This is a genomic window from Exiguobacterium sp. s168 (assembly GCF_018619035.1).
Classification (GTDB): Bacteria; Bacillota; Bacilli; order Exiguobacteriales; family Exiguobacteriaceae; genus Exiguobacterium_A; species Exiguobacterium_A acetylicum.
This window is the reverse complement of sequence record NZ_JACSNE010000018.1, coordinates 1-17,300: the sequence shown is the minus strand read 5'-3', so window position 1 is coordinate 17,300 and position 17,300 is coordinate 1. Positions and strand designations below refer to the sequence as shown.

Below are 17,300 nucleotides of genomic sequence, written 5' to 3'. Positions count from 1 at the left end.
TGCTCAAAAAGGAGCCGGTTCAACGACCGGCTCCACGAATTAAATCTTTTTCCACGACTTCGGATGCGTCCGCAATTCCTTCTTCGTCGGATGCTCGACATCGAGACGTTTTCCGTTTCGTTCAAGTAGCATATCTGATACGAGCAAAGCGATAGCAAACACGACGTAGACGGCAAAACTTAGGAAAAATGGTAAATCGAATACGATTAGTATTGGAAAGAATAATCCCATTAAAATGACGAACAGAAAATCTGTTACATACTGCCATTGAATGATTTTCTTCATCTGTGGTTCTATCGTTAAAGCCATATCACGTTCGACTTCTTGCGAGTGGATCCGCGCAATCCAGACTAGTGCTACAAATAATAAAAATAGTGGCCAGTACATGTCCCGATTGGCGACGACCAACAGGATGCTAAAGCCGTACAGTAATGAGCTGTACAAACGTGATTTAGCGAGTTGACGTTTTTCTTCTTGAATGAACGCGATACGTTCGGCTTTCGTTTTCATTTAAATCCCCCAACTGATTCAACGTACCTGTTTAATCTGATCGAACGGTTCGTGATCGACCGATGTATTCGACCTTATTCTGAAATACGCGGTACATCCGGTATTCTCCAGTCGGTGCCGATTTCAATTGAACGGCAATCTGGTGACGTCGTGATTTTGATGATTCGGACGCTACGAAATAAGGTTTGACTGACGCAATATTGTCGCGCCCGAACTGCTTCGTCACGTGCCGAACGACTTGCACTTCAACAATCTGCTCATAGGTTGCATCCCGTTCATCTGCGATCATCCACCAACCAACACCGCCAATCACTACAAGTAATAAAATCGCCCCGATCGTTTTTCGCAATTCGATCCCCCCGGTTCACTTGCCCATACTTACTGTTTCAATTCGTGAACGAGGTTTTCCTGCTTCCGTCGGGTGACGAACCAAGCGATGGCTAGGACAAGCACCACCAAACCGGCACTGGTTCCAGCAATCGTCGGGACGTTGAGATAGAATGATCCTGTATCATCAATCCGTGTCACGAAGATTGTCGCACCAAGACCACTGATCAGTCCAAAGATGATGCCGCTCCCAATGAACAAGAGCATTTGTATGAGTGTCAATTGACGCAGCCTTTTTCGAGTCAGCGCAATCGTTCGTAGCAAGGCATACTCGCCTCGTTTTCCACTCACGAAACTGAGTAAGGCGTTTGCAAGTCCGAACCAGACGGATCCACTCATGACGACAAGCGCAATGATGAAGACGAACCAACGTTCCGTCGTTTGTTGCTCCGCATCATGAAGCGCGTCAGATAGTCGATTCATTTGCAATGTCGGATAACTTTGCGTGATCTCTGATAATTTTTTTGTCACTTGCGCCTTCTTTAACTCGGATGGAACGTCGATAAAGACATTCAAGATTTGATCGCTTGGTTGCCGTAGCTCCTCATTCCGCCAATCCACGAGGATGTCTGGTGCTATCTTCTTTTCGATTCCAACGATTCGGAATTGACCGAGCGAAACACTTCGCTCTTGTTCCCCGTCCCATCGGCCGAGCGGCAACGTATCGCCTTTTTGGAGACTGTGTTTTTTAGCGAAGGTACGTGAGATGATGATTCCGTCTGTGTCACTCGTCTGTTCTCCCTCTAAGACGTCAAGACGACGATAGTCCGTCACTTCGTACTCGATTGAGACATATTCTTGAGGCAACTGGTATTCAAAGGAGCTTCGAGACGATAGGAAGGTCGCTTTTGCGCCAGGTAACTCGGTTTCAATCCGTCGAATCAATTGTAGCGGGTCTCCTTGCGATCCTTCATCCAAACGACTCTTTAAGACGACTTCCGTCGGATATTGGCTGATGATGTACTTCCGCTCGTTTTGTTGCACCGTCTCAAGGAACGTCGAGCCGATGACGACGATGATCATCAATACTTGAACGATCAGCATCAACCAGGCATTTTTCCGAAGTTGCGGCAACACGCCCCGGAAGGCGACGAAACTCGTCGGTCCCGCTAACCGACGAACGATCGGTTCCGCTCGATGGAGCACTCCTTTCAAGAGGAGCGGCGTCGCGAGATACATCGTCAGTAAAAAAGCGACGGTCGCACCGAGCCAGGCGATCGCCCGTGACCCACCCGTACTGGCAATCACTTCAGCGAATAATACTAAGCTGCCGGTCAATCCACTGCTGAACAGGACGAGACGTTTTCGCCGGGTCGGTCGTGACGCCGTTTTCAGATTTTCTCGCAAAACGTGGAGTGGTAACACATCCCGTTTTCGATAAGCCGTACTCGCGAGCAACAGCAGAATTAACAAGGCACTACCGAACGTTACGAGCATCAAGAACGCTCCCTGATCAATCATGAGGGAGACGATCATTTTACCCTCTGTCGGCCATTCGAGTTGACCAAGTAACGGTAAGCAAATACTGCCTAGAATCGTAAGCATCATTCCGGCTAAGACAATCAACCCAGATTGAACGAAGAACAGCTGGAACAGTTGTCGTGTTGTCGCTCCAAGCGTCCGCATGATCGCAAATTGGACAGCATGTTTGCGTAAATACAAGTCGAAGTTCGCCATCAAGATGAAGCCGGAGACGACAAGGATCAGTACTGACAAGATTCCGATGTAGCCGTTCAGCGCCGGTGAGAGCGCTTGCCCCTCCGCAAGTTCAATTCGGAGCTTCGGATTCGCTTTGACGAGCGTATCGGCATAGTGGACGAGATCTGCCTCTTTTTTTAGATTGAGCAAGACGGCTTTCGTTTCGATTGGATGGTTCTTCTTCAGATCAGCATACGAAAGCAAGACTTGATCGTGGGAGACTCCCGGTGTTTTTGTATTTGGTACAATCTCGCGGATTCGATACGTCGCTTCTCCGACGCGAAGCGTTTGCCCGACATTACGATCAAGCGAAGTCGCGAGTCGAGCTGACACGATCGCTTCTCCCTGTTTCAAATCGTTCGTGAAATGATACCGACTTTTCGTCAGAGCATCCGAATGAACTCCTATCGTCTCCACGTCGGCCATCGCTTGACCAGCGACGCGCGCTGTCGTCTGTAAGATCGACTCTGCGCCCAAGACATCGTGATCCTTTTTAAGTTGCTCAAACACGGTCTGATCCGTCCGCTCGTCTTTAGGTGTATATTTGACCGTCAGATCGACTTGACCATATCTTTGTACACGATCTGTCTCGATAGCGGCTTGATTATGTAGTAAAAAAATGACCATCGTTAAGACAAGACCAATCGAAATCATGACGCTTCCGATTGAGGTCACTAGAATCATCGGACTTTTACGGTACAGTCGGTGGGAAAGACGGAAGAGATGTTGTCGTTTCATACAGCCCCCACGAACTGCTCGTATGTCTCTAAGATCGGCGCCACGTCACCGGTCGACGGCTGATCGGCGACGATCTGTCCGTCATGGAAATACAGCACCCGCTTCGCATGAGCGGCTACGGTCGCATCATGGGTCACGAGCAGGATGCTCGTCTGTTGTTCGCGATTAAGTTCTTGTAGCAACTGCATGATTTCAGCAGATGTCTTGAAATCGAGGTTCCCCGTCGGCTCATCCGCTAAGATGATCGGTGGTCGACTGATCAAGGCACGTGCGATCGCGACACGTTGTTGCTGTCCACCCGACAGTTCTTGCGGTCGATGATTGTTCCATTTCGTCAGTCCGACTCGTTTGAGCCAAATCTCTACCTCTTGATTGATCGTTTTGTCATCCATCCCCTTCAACATCAACGGTAAGGCGATGTTCTCCTGGACCGTCAAATCATCGAGCAGGTGAAACGATTGAAAGATGAACCCAATGTGTTGCTGACGGTATAACGTCGCAGCAGGTTCAGTGAAGATGTCGCGTTGCCGTTTTTCTTTTAAGGTCAACGTTCCGCTGGTTGGCGCGTCAAGCGCTCCCAGGATATTCAACAGTGTACTTTTCCCGGAGCCACTCGTGCCCATGATGGCGATGAACCCTCCTTCCTCTAACGTAAAGCTGACTTGCTTCAATGCATGGATCGTCTCCGTTCCACGTATGTAGGTTTTTGATAACCGTTCGACTTCTAATAAACTGTCCACAACGACCCCTCCTGTAACATGATATCATCATGATAACCAATATAAGGATTTTTTAGAAGTAAATACATAAATAGCTGATACGCACATTATCAAGGCAATAAAAGGGATTGTACTCATTTAAACGAACTATTTTTAGTAAGGAAAAGATAAAACATACAAAATAGAAAGTAAGTGAACAGATTATTACTACGTTAGATCACCACATTCAAGAACAGAAGGTTTACTCGAAATAAAAAACACGAACATCGAACACTCTTAGTTGTTCAAGGCAGTTTGGAATTCGATCAACTCGAAATCAAGTCAAAGACAATTTAAGCCGATTGACTATTACTTCGTAAACTCGAAAGGACCTCCTTACCGAATGATAAGGAGGTCCTACGTTTTTTCAATTTCGATAACGATTCACAACACAGTCTCGTTTTCTGAGTTTATTTTATACAATCCCTTCCATCAGATATCCACAATACACTTTCAAACAACATTGTTATTCGGCGCTACACTTCACAATCTTTACTTCATACGGTTGTAGTAATACATTTCCGATGAGTCGTTCTTTCGTCAAGTATTCTTCGACTGGATTTTTCAGTTCAATCGCTTTGACTTCTTCCGAAAAATTCATGATAAATCCGTAGATAGACGACGCATCGATTCTCACCTGCACCGAGACACCTTCTGGATGTTCAATCTGAAGAGGCGATAGCAAATTCAACGAAGAGATGATTTCTGCATAAAAATCGTTTTGGAATCGCTCCTCCAACCTTCCACCAATGTACCAAGCGACGCCCTCTCCGTGATTATTCCGCGTCACTGCCGCTGTGTCAGCATAAAAGTCTTCTGTATAAACTCCAACTGTTTCAGCTGTCACTACTTTCAAGACTGTCGCATAATCCTTTAGTTCATATGTCTTATCGCGGACCTTCACTCCATTTTTATCCATTGGGTATAGCGTATCGTTTTCAACTGGATCGATTCCGAACATCGTTTTTAACTCACTTGGCCATCCACCAAAATAAGTTAAGTCAGATTCATCAACTAGCCCGGTCAAATACGTCGATATGAGAGTCCCACCTTGCGCGACGAATCGATTTAAACGTTCGATTGTCTCTTGACTGACTAAATAAAGCATCGGAACGATCAACAGTTTGTAACCATCAAAATCTTGTTCTTTTGTAATGACATCTACCGGAATATCACGCTCGTAAAACGCCCGGTAATGTTCTTGGAGTGTTTGGGGATAACGCTTCGTGTCATTCGAAAATCCTTGCGCATCGTCAAATGCCCAGTTGTTCTCCCAGTCGTATAAAATCGCAACTTCGGCTGGACGATGTGTACCAACGACTTCATCTAAATGTTCTAACAAACGACCGACTTCTGCAACTTCTTGAAAGACACGATTTTCAGAACTTCCATCATGATCGACGACTGCCCCATGAAATTTTTCAGATGACCCTCGAGATTTACGCCACTGGAAGTAAAGTACGCTATCCGAACCATGGGCAATCATTTGCATCGAAGATAACAAATGCATTCCTGGTCGTTTAGCTTTATTGACAGGATGCCAATTAACGGCACTCGGCGTCGATTCCATTAACAAGAACGGTTGTTGTTTTAGATTACGAAATAGATCGTTAATAAATCCGACCTTCATCGCCAAACGACTCGTTGACTCCCTGTCGTTATGCCAAGCTGGATACGCATCCCAGCTCACGACATCAACATATTTCGCGAACTGACTATAATCAAGCGACTGGAAGGGAATCAAGTCATCCGTATCTGCCATGAAATTGGTAGTCACCGGTATATTCGGAGTCACTTCGCGTAATGGCTGAATTTCATTTTGATAGAAATTAATGGTTTGATCCGTGATAAAACGACGCCAATCTAAATTTAAGCCGTGGACCATGCTTTCGCCGATTGGCGACGGCGATTCAATCTGAGACCACTCATTGAACGTATGGCTCCAAAATGCTCCCCACCAAGCAGCATTCAGCCGATCAAGTGTTTTATATTTTTCTTGTAACCAGACACGAAAAGCGGATTGGCATTGATCACAATGACACTCTCCCCCGTATTCATTCGAGATATGCCACATCAATAATGCCGGATGTTTCCCATAACGATTCGCCAATAGTCGATTGATGTGTTGCGTTTTTTGCCGATAAACACGCGAACTGAAACAATGATTATGACGTCCGCCATGAAGCTGTCGAACCCGTCGTTCATCGACGCGCAATACTTCAGGATATGCTTGCGATAACCATGCGGGTCTCGCTCCACTCGGTGTCGCTAAAATTACATTTCCACCATTTTGATGAATGTCATCTATGATTCGATCCAACCACTCGAACGTGTAAACCCCTTCTTCCGGCTCTAATGCACTCCAGGCAAAAATGCCGATGGAGTACGTATTCGTATGAGCGAGACGCATCAATTCGATATCTTGGCGTAAGACATGCGGAACATCCAACCATTGATCTGGATTATAGTCTCCACCATGGAGCATTCGCCTAGCAGACGTTACATAAGATTTACCTGATTTCTCCATAGATATTCCTCTCCTAAAAAAACTGATTTCTATCTATTACCCTTTTGTTCCACCAGCCGTCAAACCGGCTACGAAATGCTTCTGGAGCAGAACGAAGACGACAGCGATCGGAATACTAATCAAAATCGCACCTGCTGCAAATGTCGTATAACTTGCTCCCATCGCTTCATTCACTAAGTTAAATAGACCGATGGGTAATGTATAGGATTTTTGTGTTCGAAGTATCGTCGATGCCAAAACAAAGTCTCCAAGTGGTCCGGTGAACCCATTCATCGCAATGACCGCTAACATTGGTCGACATAATGGCATGATGATTTGAAGGAATATTCTTGTATTACTTGCACCATCCAACTTTGCACTTTCATCTAAGTCTAATGGAATTGAGTCCATATAACCCTTCATCAAGTACGTATTCATCGGAATTTGCCCGCCTATGTACAATAAAATTAACAACCAATGGCTGTTCATCATCCCTAGAATTTGCGCTAGCACGAACAACGCGATTAAAGCCGAAAATTGAGGAATCATTTGAAGTAACAAAAATAAAGTCAATGCTTGATTACGTCCTTTGAAACGAAAACGCGAAAAAGCATATGCAGTGAAAGAGACACTAATGACAGTTCCAATCATCGTAAACAAACTGATTTTCAATGAGTTCATGTACCACTGACTATATTGAAGGCTTTCTTTTCCATCAAATAATTCGCGGTAGTGATCAAGTGTAGGATTTTTCGGAATGAGCGATGTACTGACCAAACTATTTCCTGGATTAAAACTCGCACCAATCGTCCATAGGAGTGGATAAAAGATGGCGAGCGATACGACTAACAAAATGACATAGGTGATCGTCATACGAATGAAACGTAGTCTTTTTATATTCGACACTAGCGTCACGCTCCTTCCTTAAACGAATTTGTTCGTCTAAACTGCCAAAGCGCAATTGTAATGACAAAAATCGATAGTAAAATCGTTAAAGCCGCGGCTAGTGCATATTGACCTGATTGCATCGTCAATTTGTAAATCCAAGATACGAGAATATCGGTCCCTCCCGCATTCGATCCAGGTACAGACGGACCACCACCATTGAACAGATAAATGATATTGAAGTTGTTGAAATTAAATGTAAACTGCGTAATGATGATTGGCGACATCGCAAGTAATACCATCGGCATCGTGATGAAGCGGAATTTTGCAAAGAATGAAGCGCCATCGATTGTCGCCGCTTCATATAAATCTTCAGGAATCGATTGCAAGACTCCTGTCGTGACAAGAAAAACATAGGGAAAGCCTAACCACCCTTGCATGAATACGAGTGCCACCCTTGTCCACTTTTCGTTCGTCAGCCAAGGTATGGCGTCGATGCCAAAAAATGCGAGGACATCGTTGTTAATTGAACCAAAACTATCATTGAATAGTCCCGCGAATACTAGAATCGTCACGAATCCTGGAACTGCCCAAGGAAGGACGAATATTGTTCGAATGACTTTTTTAAAACGAACTTCTTTCTGGTTGACAAGAACCGCTAAAAATATCCCGACTGAAATTTGTAAGGTCGATGCGACTAATGTCCAAACAATCGTCCATGACAACACATCAAAGAATGTCGATCGCCATATATCGACTGTGAATATTTGAACAAATGTAGAAAAACCGACCCAATCAGCTAATTTTGCTGGTGGAGAATGATAAAGATCATAGTTCGTGAAGGCTAAAGCAAAACTAAATAAAATCGGAAAAATAACCGCAAAAATCAAGAGAAACAATGCTGGACTACTTACTAAATAAGGGTATCCTTGTCCAATCAGGTTCAAGTAATCTGATTTGAATGAACTTATATGTAATCCATCGTCTCTTTTTTGTCCTGTTCGATATGCATCTCGAAGATTATAAAAATAAAGGGCAAGACCGAACATCAATACAATAATAGCGATGATACCTTGTGCTAGTAAGAATATAGAGTTGTCTCGCGGCACTTCCGTACCAAGCGTCACGATACCCCACAACCCCATATTCAACAAGTCAGCGAACGCAATTAAAAATGCAATACTTACCGTAAATAACAACACGCCTTTAATCCACTGACGATGATACAATTGCCCGAGTCCGGGAATCACTGACAAAAGCATACCTATTCTACGATGTTGCACGCCTTTCACCTCTTCACAAATTATTTAGCAACAGACTGCATCAATGGGCTAACCGACGGATCGGAGTCATCCTTCTCATTTTGAGCTGTGCTTCGCTTTAATTTGTCCTTCAATGGTATCAACGGCTTGAGTCATCGCCTGTTTCGGTTCAGCTTTTCCTGTTGCGATGGTTTGGAGGGCTGCATCGACTGGCTTCCATACTTCATTCATTTCTGGGATATTCGGTGTCAAATCAGCGAATTTTGATTGTTCTGCCACGGCTTGAGCTGCTGGACTTTTTGTAACGATCGGGTCATTCGCCAATGCACTGATGGCAGGTACTTCTTTAGTGATTTCGAAGCGTTTTTTTGAATTTTCTTCGTTCGTTAAATAGAGCGCTAATTTTTCAGTAAGCTCTGCGTGTTTTGAATAGCTACTAACGTTATAACTTTTTACACCTAAAAATGAACTCATATTTTTCCCATTTTCAAGCTCAGGAAGTTTGGCGACCCCAAAATCGATGCCCGCTTTCTCAAATGGTCCAACATTCCATGGACCAGAGATGATAGCTGCTGCCTTTCCTTCCATAAACAGTGATTCCAAAACGTTAATCCCTTGTTCACCAATAATTCCCGACGGAAACAGCTTCTCCTTGTAGAATTTTTGAATGTGGTTTGCTCCTTCGATTGCGCCAGCATTCGCTAAACCGATGTCTTTTGTGTCGTATACTCCACTTTCCGAACGCTTGAATATGTAACTGCCATATCCACTCATGACACTCTGCGCATAATAAACTTGGTCAAACAATGCTAAAAAACCGAACGACTTTTCAGTTTTCATCTTTTTCGACAATGTATACCAATCTTCTATCGTTTTAGGTAACGCTTTATCTGAGACTAATTTCTTGTTGTAATATAGAATCGTCGTCTCCACAGCTTTAGGCACGCCGTAAATTTTGCCCTTGACGATTTGTGAATCAAGTGCAACATCCGTATATTGAGACTGGACTTCTTTCGGAACCTTTATTTCTTTTATGATTCCTTCCGTTACTGCCGTTCCGATTTGGTCTCCAGGCATCGTCAATAAATCGGGACCTGTTCCGGCAGGTCCGTCCAACCGGAGATCTTCAATTTGTTTTGCGTACGGTTTTTCAACAACTTTGATGTTAACATCATTCTCTTTTTCAAATCGTTTCACAGCAGACTTGATTCCTTCGCTTTTTTCGATATCTTCCCAAACAATCAATTTGATTTTTCCATTTTGAGTCTCTGTATTTTTTGCTTCATCTTGCGGACCACACGCAGCTAACGACATACTCAATACAAAACCACTAAGCACAGCAGAATATTTTAATTGTTTTTTCATAAAAAAACCAAACCTCCTTAGAGAATTGTAAAACACAAATGAAAGCGCTTTAACAAATAAAATATAACACTCTAAAAAGATTTAGTAAATAATTTTAGTAAAAAATTTTACTAAAATTAAATGGTGCTTTTTCTCATAATTAACTCAGAACCTATATACAATGTTTTTACTACTTTTCGTTTTTCAATGATTTGTTCAAGTAATAAGTGAATCGCGTTTTTACAAATTTCTTCAATATCAATATTGAAAGTCGTCAAGGGAGGCGAAACATACTTCGCGATACTCGTATTATTCACACTGATCAGGCTGACGCGGTTCGGGACATCAATTTGTTTTTCGTGAAGTGCTTGCAGACAGCCAACGGCGATTGGATCTGCCGCTACAAAAAAAGCGGTTGGCATATTTTCACCAAGGCGTTCAATCGCTTGAATCATTAAAAAATAGCCATTATCAACTGAAAAACCATGATGACAGAAGATAAATGTCTCATTTAGCATTCCTTCTTGCTGCATATACTTACGAAAAGCACGTTCCCGCCCATCCATTTCTTCTACATTTGTATCAGCATTCTGAAAAGTTCCACCGATAAATCCAATTTCTTTATGTCCCTGCTGCTTCAGAACTTCAATTGTCTTTCGTGTGATTTGGTCAAGGTCTGGACGCACCGAATCATATTGTTCAGCATCTGGTGTCGAATCTATGAAGACTCCATTAGTCGTCAACTCTCTTAAATATTCCAGTTCTCGATCCATAAAAGAACCCACTGCAATAAATCCCTCGATGTTTAGCGGAATCTTTTCAATCCCATCCGCTACTTTGTAGGTCGTTAACTCCATGTTATTCTCCCTAGCCAATCTCTCGATCGCAATTCGCATCGTGTGAAAATAAATATCTTCAAGCTCCTCTTTATCTGTCAACCAATACAAAAAAGCAATATTTTTAACGAGTGATTTCATCGTCTTTTTTTTGTAACCAAGCTCTTCAGCTACCTCAAATATCCGCGTTCGCGTCTCATCACCAACCGATAAACTTAAATCATTATTTAATACCCGTGAAACTGTCGAAATTGAACAGCCTACTTTTTTAGCAATATCTTTAATCGTCGCCAAATGATAACACTCCTTTTAAATTTAGATTTAAGTAAAATTTTTAAGTAAAATTACAAATTTTATATTTTAAATTATACCTTTCTTTTTTTATATTACTTCATAATTCATAAAAAGAGGAAGGAAACCATAATGAGAAGAAAAGAATGCATTAACGATGTTGAGCTTTTTTCAATTACAAAACTAAGTGTTCTACAAAAAGAAAAACGAAGAAACTACACATCTCAGACGATGATAGTTCCTTCGTTTCTTTTTTTAAATCAACGAATTTTATTCCATTCTTATAATCACGAACGAACATATTTAAGTGGAATTAAGTCTGCAATCCGCACTTTCGTCAACTGATCGTCGATCTTCAAGAGGACAAACGCGTCCGGTGCATAATCGGAAATCAATTCGCGACACATGCCGCACGGACTGACGACACGAATCGTTCGGTCCGTTTCATCCGAATAGGGATGTCGGACAGCGACGATCGTCTCAAAATCCGTCAATCCATCCGTGATGGCGGAACCGATCGTAATGGCTTCCGCGCACACCGTCACCCGTCCGATATACGCTTCGACATGAACACCCGTTTTCGTCGCGCCATCTTTTGTCCGCAACGCAGCTGCGACGTGATGTTTATCGTCAGCGTAACGGCTTTGAATCGTTTTGGTTGCTAGTTCGACCAGTTGCAGGTCGGCTTCAGTAATCGGATAAGTCTGCATAACGTGCTCCTTACGTGTCTTTTTTCTTATAGGTCAAACCGATGAATTGTGCTTTTTCATTGAATAGTCGACGGTAGGATAGAAAACCAACGAGGACCGATGCCATCGCCGCCGTCGTCAAGATCAGGAATAGAATCAATAGTTGATAAAGGACCGCTTCCATTGGATCCGCGCCACCGATGATCAACCCACTCATCATCCCTGGCAATTGGACGAGGCCCATCGTTTTTTGCGCTTCAATCGTTGGAATCATACTTGTCCGGATCGCGCCTTTTAAGCTCGTATCAATCGCTGTCTTCGCATCTCCACCAAGCGAAAGAATCAGTTCGATGACCTCGTCGCTTCGTTCGACCTCGTCCTTGAACTTATTAAGAAACAACAAGGACAAAATCATACAGTTCCCAATGACCATCCCGCTGATCGGAATGACTTGCTGGGCTTCAAACGGAATGATTTGTAATCCAAGCAAAATGCCCATCGTTAATGCTTCGACCGCAATCAATGTCAACAAGATGATCCACTGGATCCCGGGAATCCCGTCCCCTTTACGGATGACGTTCAGTGTCGCTGCACCGATCATCAACAGAATCATGAGTAACATGAAAATTGGACTGCCGCTTTCAAAGACGAACGTCAAAATATAACCGATGATCAAGAGTTGGACGATTGATCGAACGGTTGCGATGAGGATGTCCTTCTCTAGACCAAGCCGTAACGTCCGCGCTAAGACGAGGGGGATCAAAATGAAGATCAGCGAAGTCGCCAGTTGGAGGTAACTCATATCGATACCCCCTTCAAGAACGCTTGTGTCTCTGCTTGACCACTTGAAACGAGTTCTTTAAAAGCACCAGACTCGATCAATCGACCGTCTTTTAAAAACCAGACGTCGTCGCTGACCCGCTTGGCTTGCTCTAAGTCATGCGTAATCCAAATGATCGTCGTCTGCAACTCCTGCTGTAAATCAAGAATCAGCTTCTCAATTTCTTGTACCATCCGGTAATCGAGACTTGCCGTGATTTCGTCAAGCAACAGGACGTCCGGTCGATTAACGAGTGTTCGTGCGATTCCGAGTCGGCTCCGTTCGCCACCGGACAAATCTTTGACCGGTCGTTCAAGTTCGACGGATAGTTCGACTTGTTGTAGCAAGCGTTCCGCCTCTTCGCGTGGTAACGATTCCCCGAAGATCGATTTCGGTAAATTAATATTATCGTAGACGGTACCTGGAATCATCGGCGCGCTTTGGAACGCCATTCCGATCCGTTTGCGGACGTCGAGCAGATTCATCTGCTCGAGTGGTTCGCCTCGAAAACAAATTTCGCCGCGATCGGGAGAAATAAGTCCGTTGATGTGTTTCAATGTTGTGGATTTTCCGGCACCACTCGGTCCGACGAGCGTCGTAATGACACCTTCTCGGAACTCACCCGTTATTTCGTGTAAGATGTGTTGATAGCTGACTTCGTGAAACGTAAGAATCGACATACTGTGTGTTCACCTAACTTTCTACAAATTTCGGGTAATGCTCCTGTAATGTTGTACCCGAAAATCCGTCACCTTAGTACGTCAAGCGACACTTCCTTACGCGTGAATGATCTCTCCGGCAAAATCATACGGTACCGTTCGACCAGCAAAGAGCGATTCTTTTGACGCTTCCGGTAAGTTGAGGTGTTTGAACGCTTCTTCACGGTCCATCCAGACGAGTCCGGAAATCTCTTCTGGAACATTCGTTTTTAACTGACCAGAAGTGATTTCTCCCGCGAAGAAGAAAAAGAGACAATGTTCCCCCGCTTGCGGGAAGAATGCTTCTGCCAGATGGACGATGTCACCTGGTATGATTGTAAATCCTGTCTCTTCCAGAACTTCACGCGTGATTGCTGTATGTAACGTTTCGTCGCGCTCGACTGTCCCACCGGGCAATGTATAGTAGTCACCATGATCTCCACGATTCTCGACCATCAATAATTGATCGCCTGCAGCATTGAATAATGTCGCATAGACGATGTTTTTACGGATATTCATGTTCGTCCCCCTATTTTCTTCTTTCCGTCTGAATGATACAAAATAACGGATCCAGTTGAATCTCACTGATGCGGTAATATTCATCATCACTATGATCAAGTAACAGACGTTTTCTGTTTTCTTCAACATATTTTAAGGATTGGATTGTTTCAATTCGTAATCGTGACAGCGTCTCCCCAGTCGGTCGGAGGACATGGAGTTCCATTTCAGTAAATGCCGGATACAGGATAAACTGAATACGCTCTTTTGAGGAGTTGTGTAACATGTATTTAGACCGCTGATAGAATGCTTCTTCCTCCGGAAACTCAAGAATCGGCTCTACTCCGAAAAAATAGAGGCTTTCTAACTCTTCTGGTATATGAATTTTCTTGTCGTCCTTCATTATATCGATGTACCTTCCTGTAAAATTATCTTCCAAGTCTCCACTTCTGATGTCAAAAAGCTCACTAATTCGCTCATCTCTCCTTCAGTCGGCAAGAAAGATACACCCGCTCTCGCATAGACGTCTTGAACCGGATGGGTTTGACTAAGCGCTAAAGATGCGATGAAATCTTTCAGCGTTTGGTCGGGATCTTTCGTGAAACGGTGATAAACCTGGAGAGCGGCGATCTGAGCAATCGCGTACTCGATGTAATAGAACGGCGTCTCAAAGAGATGGATGACACTCATCCATTCGTGGCCTTTCCAATCGGGTGTTTCCGACCAATCGATGACGTCCGTATCAAATGTTTCTCGGAGATCGGCATAATAGGCATGTCGTTCTTTTGGATCATGACCCGGGTGAGCATAGAGCCATGATTGAAAACGATCGACGATGATCGTCTCGGGTAAGAACTCAACCATGGAACGCATCTGTTCGAGTTTTGCCCGGGCAACGTCTTTTTTATCCGGAATCACCTGATGCCATTCGTTCATCGTCTACAACTCGAGCGACATGGCAGCGAACTCCCCTACTTCAAGCGGAATCGGTTGTAGTCCGTCGTACGTTTCTTTCATCGCATCATGATGGACGGCATGGCCGATCTCATGCATGAAGATGACGAGATCATCAAACGTATCGATGCGATTCATGAATAAGAACGATTGCTGTTCGACCGGTAAATACTCACAAAATCCTCCGCCAGCTTTGTTCGACCGGGCACCGATATCGAGATGATTCCTATGTCGCATTTCTTTTAATACGTCCGCAAAGTATGGATGCACGCTCTCGAGAATTGCTTGTGCCTTGTCTAAGAATGAAGTGTCAGAACCGGTCGCGTGATGATCAATCTGTGTATAGGCCGATTGCCGGACGTCCCACGGATGGAGCACCTGTTTGCCGAGAAACGTTTGTTGTTCGCGCTGAAATCGCCGTTTGACCGGTAGAAAGTCGGATTGAATGATAGTGGCGTAATGATTGACATCTTGACTCGTATAATCGACGCGTCCGAGTTCTACAAAAGCTAGTTCCTCGTATCCGATCTTACCACTTGCAGTGGTACGCGCTTGTCGTAAATCAACGAGTCGTGAAAACAACGGTTGAATGACGGATTCTTTCATGCGGAACGCTTCCTCAATCGATAAGAGCGCTTGTTTTCGAGTGGATTCATTCGCGTCAAATAAAGCAGCATGAAGATCGGAAACCGACTCTCCCGATTTTGTCAGCATCGTCGCCTCAATCCGGAGATAGTCTTGAATAAGACAAGCTTCCTCCTCTGTCGCACTTGTTGCTCTGAGTGATTGTTCAAAACGTGCTCTCGTTCGAAGTGTGACGTCATCGCGCGAGACGAGATCCATTTTTACGGAACGTCTCAACGTATCGAGCTTATCCGATAGCTGCTGACGCCCTTGTTCGTATTCAGAAGTGGTACCGAGGTCTGTAACGTCCTGGAGATACGCGATTTTTTGTTTGAGCAATGTCTCTTCCATTTGGAGAATCGAAGCGATTCGATGCGCAACATCCTTATCATTATAAAAAATATCATTTACAGGTGACTGAGATTTCATCGACGGATTTCACATCTCCTTTCAACTTATTCCAGTATACAGTTTATGCCAACGATATGATCATTTTACGAATAAATGACTATTATGTTGTCTTTTTTGACTATTATCGTTTTCAAAAAGACTATGATAAGTTACATTATATAGGAGGTGAATCCCTATATGAAATCCCGTTTAAAAGAATTACGTGCTCGCCACGGATGGAATCAGTCTGAACTGGCACGGCGCGCGAACATTTCGCGCCAGACGATCAGCTTAATCGAACGCGAAGAATTCATGCCGTCGCTACTGATCGCCGTCAAAATTTCTCGTGTGTTTGATACACCGCTAGAAGACATCTTTTATTTCGATGAGGAGGAATTAACATGAACAAGGAAGCAGGCAAGGTCATCATCGCAGCTTTACTCGGTTTCATTAGCAGTTATTTCGTCATGTTTGTCCTCAAAAATACCAATTTGTCACAGTTTGAACGATCGCTCTATCTTGATTACATATTCACTGGTCTTTTCGTTATCTTGACGATCTTGACTCTCAGTTACGTCGTACGCTATTTACAAATTCGTCAATTGACTCGACGATCCGTTTCTTCCGACGAAGAGGACGCGATTGACGATCAAGTGAATCGTTACTATGCGGACGGCATGATGATCGTGCAGTTCTCCAATCTCCTCAGTATCGGGCTCGCTTCTTTTAGCATCATTGAAAACCAGTTCGGTCTTCATTTGATACTGAGCGGATTCTTTTTCGTCATCAGTTGTATTGCCTCGATTTATTTTCTCAATCTTATGCGCCAGATCTATCCCAACCGCTATTTCCCAAAGTATTCGGAAAAGAACTATGCTGAAAAGCTATTCGCTGCCTCAGATGACGGAGAACGTCACGTCATGTTCGAAGGTCTGATTCGGTCACAGTCCCTGTTACAATTTTTATTGATGGGTATCATTGTCGTATTAGTCGTGTATTCGTATAAGACCGGTCAATCTCAGATCTTTGCAATCAGCTTATTGATTATCGCCTTGATCTGGAGCAACGCAAAATATTTTCTCCATGTACGCAATCGCTAAAAAGGAGCATTCAGTCAATCGACTGGATGCTCCTTTACATGCCTTTAAAAATCACGATGATTTTGTGATGGACATCATGCTGGTTCAGTGTATATTCCTGATCGTCGAGCGAGCGATGTTTCGATTGACTCCGCGCTGAAATGAACCAGACGACTCCACCAACGGCGAGAAAAATAGCAATAAAGATCATAGACACCCTCCTTTAGATTCCTTTTTTACTTTATTCTGGCTCATCACCATAAGGTGTGGTTGACACATAAAATCCATCGGATTTTAAATCGAACATAGAAAAAAAGCGAAAACCCCGGTATC

Annotated in this window: 17 protein-coding genes and 1 pseudogene; 2 read left to right on the top strand and 16 right to left on the bottom strand. The window is 43.8% G+C overall.

The window, feature by feature from the left end; all coding sequences use genetic code 11:
* Nucleotides 1-39 precede the first annotated feature (39 nt).
* The 15 genes and pseudogenes from KNQ15_RS10940 to KNQ15_RS16815 form a co-directional block, all read right to left on the bottom strand.
* Nucleotides 40-510: a hypothetical protein gene (locus KNQ15_RS10940; RefSeq protein ID WP_214729392.1), complete on the bottom strand. Its 471-nt coding sequence runs from the start codon at nucleotides 508-510 to the stop codon at nucleotides 40-42.
* Nucleotides 511-541: 31 nt separating this feature from the next.
* Nucleotides 542-859 carry a hypothetical protein gene (locus KNQ15_RS10935; protein ID WP_035407705.1) on the bottom strand — a complete coding sequence of 106 codons (318 nt, stop codon included), beginning with the start codon at nucleotides 857-859 and terminating at the stop codon, nucleotides 542-544.
* Between the two features lie 29 nt (nucleotides 860-888).
* Entirely contained in the window at nucleotides 889-3,333 is a 2,445-nt protein-coding gene (locus KNQ15_RS10930; protein ID WP_214729390.1) for an ABC transporter permease, read from the bottom strand.
* Nucleotides 3,330-4,073 carry an ABC transporter ATP-binding protein gene (locus KNQ15_RS10925; RefSeq protein ID WP_214729388.1) on the bottom strand — a complete coding sequence of 248 codons (744 nt, stop codon included), beginning with the start codon at nucleotides 4,071-4,073 and terminating at the stop codon, nucleotides 3,330-3,332. Before KNQ15_RS10925 ends, KNQ15_RS10930 begins: the two co-directional genes overlap by 4 nt.
* A 484-nt stretch (nucleotides 4,074-4,557) precedes the next feature.
* The gene (locus tag KNQ15_RS10920) at nucleotides 4,558-6,618 is read right to left on the bottom strand and encodes a beta-galactosidase (RefSeq protein ID WP_214729386.1); all 2,061 of its coding nucleotides are present in this window, start codon (nucleotides 6,616-6,618) and stop codon (nucleotides 4,558-4,560) included.
* A 36-nt stretch (nucleotides 6,619-6,654) separates the two neighbouring features.
* Nucleotides 6,655-7,470 carry a galactooligosaccharide ABC transporter permease GanQ gene (ganQ, locus tag KNQ15_RS10915; protein ID WP_214729500.1) on the bottom strand — a complete coding sequence of 272 codons (816 nt, stop codon included), beginning with the start codon at nucleotides 7,468-7,470 and terminating at the stop codon, nucleotides 6,655-6,657.
* Nucleotides 7,471-7,508: 38 nt separating this feature from the next.
* A complete protein-coding gene (gene ganP, locus KNQ15_RS10910) occupies nucleotides 7,509-8,765 on the bottom strand; it encodes a carbohydrate ABC transporter permease (protein ID WP_214729384.1) in 1,257 nt (418 codons plus the stop codon).
* Between the two features lie 75 nt (nucleotides 8,766-8,840).
* Entirely contained in the window at nucleotides 8,841-10,109 is a 1,269-nt protein-coding gene (ganS, locus tag KNQ15_RS10905) for a galactooligosaccharide ABC transporter substrate-binding protein GanS (RefSeq protein WP_214729382.1), read from the bottom strand.
* Nucleotides 10,110-10,225: 116 nt separating this feature from the next.
* On the bottom strand, nucleotides 10,226-11,218 hold the full coding sequence (locus KNQ15_RS10900; protein WP_214729380.1) for a LacI family DNA-binding transcriptional regulator: 993 nt from the start codon (nucleotides 11,216-11,218) through the stop codon (nucleotides 10,226-10,228).
* 284 nt (nucleotides 11,219-11,502) lie between these two features.
* Nucleotides 11,503-11,925 (bottom strand): cytidine deaminase, encoded by a 423-nt coding sequence (locus tag KNQ15_RS10895; RefSeq protein WP_214729378.1) that lies wholly within the window; start codon nucleotides 11,923-11,925, stop codon nucleotides 11,503-11,505.
* Nucleotides 11,926-11,935: 10 nt separating this feature from the next.
* Nucleotides 11,936-12,706, bottom strand: a complete 771-nt coding sequence (locus tag KNQ15_RS10890; RefSeq protein WP_035407693.1) for an ABC transporter permease — start codon at nucleotides 12,704-12,706, stop codon at nucleotides 11,936-11,938.
* A complete protein-coding gene (locus KNQ15_RS10885) occupies nucleotides 12,703-13,404 on the bottom strand; it encodes an ABC transporter ATP-binding protein (protein WP_214729376.1) in 702 nt (233 codons plus the stop codon). The genes KNQ15_RS10890 and KNQ15_RS10885 overlap by 4 nt, the downstream gene beginning before the upstream one ends.
* Before the next feature lie 96 nt (nucleotides 13,405-13,500).
* Nucleotides 13,501-13,941, bottom strand: a complete 441-nt coding sequence (locus KNQ15_RS10880; protein WP_214729374.1) for an NUDIX domain-containing protein — start codon at nucleotides 13,939-13,941, stop codon at nucleotides 13,501-13,503.
* A gap of 10 nt (nucleotides 13,942-13,951) precedes the next feature.
* Complete coding sequence (locus KNQ15_RS10875) at nucleotides 13,952-14,323, bottom strand: hypothetical protein (RefSeq protein ID WP_214729372.1); 372 nt, start codon at nucleotides 14,321-14,323, stop codon at nucleotides 13,952-13,954.
* Nucleotides 14,323-15,588, bottom strand: a pseudogene (locus KNQ15_RS16815) (M3 family metallopeptidase). The gene KNQ15_RS10875 and the pseudogene KNQ15_RS16815 overlap by 1 nt, the downstream one beginning before the upstream one ends.
* Before the next feature lie 498 nt (nucleotides 15,589-16,086).
* On the opposite strand from KNQ15_RS16815, the gene KNQ15_RS10860 reads away from it, so the two are divergent.
* On the top strand, nucleotides 16,087-16,293 hold the full coding sequence (locus KNQ15_RS10860; protein ID WP_023468455.1) for a helix-turn-helix transcriptional regulator: 207 nt from the start codon (nucleotides 16,087-16,089) through the stop codon (nucleotides 16,291-16,293).
* Nucleotides 16,290-16,988: a DUF3169 family protein gene (locus tag KNQ15_RS10855; RefSeq protein WP_214729366.1), complete on the top strand. Its 699-nt coding sequence runs from the start codon at nucleotides 16,290-16,292 to the stop codon at nucleotides 16,986-16,988. The genes KNQ15_RS10860 and KNQ15_RS10855 overlap by 4 nt, the downstream gene beginning before the upstream one ends.
* 34 nt (nucleotides 16,989-17,022) lie before the next feature.
* On the opposite strand, the gene KNQ15_RS10850 is transcribed toward KNQ15_RS10855, so the two are convergent.
* Nucleotides 17,023-17,178, bottom strand: coding sequence for a hypothetical protein (locus KNQ15_RS10850; protein WP_214729364.1), 156 nt, complete (start codon nucleotides 17,176-17,178; stop codon nucleotides 17,023-17,025).
* Nucleotides 17,179-17,300: the final 122 nt, after the last annotated feature.